Consider the following 3,231-nt stretch of genomic DNA (forward strand, 5'->3'; position numbering starts at 1 on the left):
CGGCCTTTGACATCGTGGAACTTCGATGATATTTTCTTTTTCCGGTAGGTTTTAGCGCATATTTTGCCATCATAGCATCAAAAAACTTGCAGAAGTCCGCGAACGATCTCGCCTCCGACTGCTCCCGTAGCACCTACGACCAAAGCCGTTTTACCCATTTTTGCTCCTTAAATTTCTTTAAATTTCAATGCGCTTTGAGGTCAAATTTAGCTCAGGCACTGCGTTATTCTAAATTTTACGCTTCGTCGCGCGACGCATAATGCATAAATTTAGCGTTTGCCCGCGTAGTCAAATCTCGGCTTGCTTAGGCTAAATTCGAAACTATCGCGATTAACCGCGCCCACGCACGCGTCGCTATCGTAAAGCGCAAGTAGAAATTCCGCCATCTCCTCGCTTGAATGATAGCGCTCAAAAGCCACGTCGTAGTCGTAGCCTGCATCGTCCGTTGCTACGGGACCAAACTCCGTCCTAGTCGCGGCGGGCGCTAGAACTTTAGCCTGCATTTTGGCCTCTTTATCCTGCGCCAGCTCGTGGTGCAAGCCCTCCGTAAAGGCGCTTACGAAAAATTTGCTCGCGCAGTAGGTGACGGCGTTTGGCACCATACTGTAGCCGCCCGCGGAGGAGATATTGATGAGTTGGGCGGGCTTGCGCTTGTAGTCGCGTACGAAGAGGTGGCTTAGCAGCGTGAGCGAAATGACGTTGAGCTGCAACATTTGCGAGACCTTGACGAGATCGCGCTCGCCGACCGCGCCGTAATCTCCAAAGCCCGCGTTATTTATGAGCGCCTTTAGCTCGTAGCTTTTTAGCTCGTCCCAGAGCGCTAGGACGTTCTCGCTGCGCGCAAGGTCGTAAATTTTAATCACGACGTCTGGTTCAGGCGAAATTTTAGCGATCTCGTCCTTTAAGCTTTGCAGCAGCTCCGCTCTGCGCGCGATTAGGATCAAATTTTCTCCGCGCCTTGCAAACGCCTTTGCCGCGGCCGCTCCGATACCCGAACTCGCGCCGGTGATGACGATATATTTTTTCATTCTCTATCCTTTTTTAGATTCTTTAGTTTGAAATTTTACCGAAGCTCACCGCGTATTCGTGCGCGCACTCATCTTAAATTTACAAACTCGCCCGCGTTTTGCGGGGTGTTTTATTCGTCGCTTATGGGCGTGCGTTTGGTATCTACCGCTTTGCCGTCCAGATAGTACCGACCGCCGGCGACGTAGTGAAGCGTTTTTAGCTCGTCAGGGATCTTTTCAAACAGCCAGTGCCCGCCGTCAAATATCCGCTCGTCCGCATACGCCGCGACGACCTCACCGATGAAAAGATCATAGCTCTGCTCGTTATGAGGCTCGGGGATACGCTTGCAAACGAGCCATGCGGCGCAGCCCGCGATCAGCGGTACGCGGGAGTCATCTTGATAAAAAATTTCCACGTTTTTCATCTTGTCCACGTTATCAAAGCGCGAGTTGTTTTCGGCACCCAGCTCGCTAACCAGCTCCGCCTGCGCGGCCGTAGGGATCTGCACGGCGAAATACCCGCTCTTTTCGATGAGCGTCCTCGTGTACGAGCCGTTGTGCGGCACGATGGTAACCTTGTCGTAGTCAAGCGCCTGCGCCCACGTTATCGCCATCGCATTGACGTCGCCATCGTATTTGGCCGATACGAGCGTGGTCGCACCCGGATTTAGGATACGATATGATTTTTGTAGATCTACTTTTATAATCGCCATTTTTGCTCCTTTGACTTGGTTTTTGTTAAATTTGCCCGCTTTTTTGAGCCGCCTTGGCGAGCTTTTTAAATTTGACTTTAAATTTACCTCGCCTCGCCGAGCTGCTCGCCTCAAACCAAAAAACCTCAAATTTAGCTAATTTTACCGCGCCTTTTCGCAGTGTTCTCCATACGGCACCAGCTCGCAAAGCCTCGCGTGCAGCCGCTTTACCTCAGCCTCGCCCGCGATCTCGCGTAGCTCTTTTTCGTGGTATTTAGCCAGCATGATGCAACCTGCGAGCATATCCGTTTCGTGGCAGCTTCTAACAAGCGCCATTACCCCTTCCTTGGCCCCATAAGGCATCGCCATCGTGCCGAATCTAAAACATCGCCAAGCGTCCATCTCGCACGCCTTGCGCATATAGCCCACGGCCTGCTCCGGCGCGCTGCTGCCGATCGCTAGCCCCAGATGCTCGCATCCTAGCGCCGAGCCCTTTTCGCAGGCGGTTTTGTAGAGCTTTTTCGCGCGCTTTTCGTCCTTGCCTGGTGCGCCGTCAGCCTCAAGGCTCTTGCCGTACTGCACGCAAGCATCCTGATAGCCGCTATCGCAAGCCGGACTCAAAATCTCCCTTGCGGCGATAAAATCTTTGTTGTTTATATACATTTCGCCAGCCGCCGCGCATGCGTCAAATTTACCATCCTTGCACGCATCAAGCAAAATTTGCATCGCCTCGCGGATGTCTTTTTCGTTTTGCTTTTTGGTCTGTTTTTGGTAAAACAAGATCATGCGCTTGCAAGCTCTAGCGTCCTTTTGGGCGCAAGATTTTTTGAGCTCCTCGTATCTCGCACTTAAAAACGCCTCTTTTTCTGGGCTTAGTTCGCCTTTTTTGGGCTCGCCAGCCACAGCCGCGATAGCAAAAAGTATCAACACAATCAAATTTTTCATTTTATTCCTTAAATTTATTTTCTTAGCGCCTTTGCGAGGCTAATGCCCATTATTATAATGAAAATTTGCAGCTTTTTACAAGGTGCCGAGAATAATTTAAAGGGCAAATTTGCCCTTTAAATTTAGTTTAGTAGAAGTGATTTTATATCTATTTTTTGCTCGATCATCTTGCTTTCAAGCATAAATTCTTGCGTAGCCTCAAGCGCTTTTATATCTTCAGCCGTGATCTTTGAGCTAAAGTCGTACTGAGGATACATGCTATTTACCGCCTCTATGCTAAGCCCGGTCTCTTCGGCCGTAAATTTAAGCGCCTCATCCTCGTTCGCCTTGATGTAGTCTAAAATTTCATCCTGAGCCTTTTTAAATTTCTCGACTACGTCTTTATGTTTTTTATAAAACTCGCCGCTTGTAGCCGTGACGATGACTGGAGTGATGACGCCTTTGCCAGTTGTCACGATGTGAAGTCCTGATTGCTTAGCATTATAAGCTGCTGGTCCTGCAAGAAGCGCTGCATCGACGCTGCCGTTTTCAAGTGCGGCTTGCGCAGCAGAGATGCCCATAGAGATGAACTCTACGTCGTTTATGCT

Annotated in this window: 4 protein-coding genes; all 4 read right to left on the reverse strand. The window is 49.8% G+C overall.

Annotated elements, in window-relative coordinates; genetic code table 11:
* Nucleotides 1–269 precede the first annotated feature (269 nt).
* A complete protein-coding gene (locus Q0200_RS07820; RefSeq protein ID WP_297939979.1) occupies nt 270–1,028 on the reverse strand; it encodes an SDR family NAD(P)-dependent oxidoreductase in 759 nt (252 codons plus the stop codon).
* 110 nt (nt 1,029–1,138) lie between these two features.
* Nucleotides 1,139–1,720: a flavin reductase family protein gene (locus Q0200_RS07825; protein ID WP_297939980.1), complete on the reverse strand. Its 582-nt coding sequence runs from the start codon at nt 1,718–1,720 to the stop codon at nt 1,139–1,141.
* A gap of 141 nt (nt 1,721–1,861) precedes the next feature.
* On the reverse strand, nt 1,862–2,644 hold the full coding sequence (locus Q0200_RS07830; RefSeq protein WP_297939981.1) for a hypothetical protein: 783 nt from the start codon (nt 2,642–2,644) through the stop codon (nt 1,862–1,864).
* 122 nt (nt 2,645–2,766) lie between these two features.
* The coding region (locus tag Q0200_RS07835) for an ABC transporter substrate-binding protein (protein ID WP_297939982.1) at nt 2,767–3,231 on the reverse strand (465 nt) is incomplete at its 5' end.

The organism is uncultured Campylobacter sp. (assembly GCF_938045225.1).
Classification (GTDB): domain Bacteria; phylum Campylobacterota; class Campylobacteria; order Campylobacterales; family Campylobacteraceae; genus Campylobacter_A.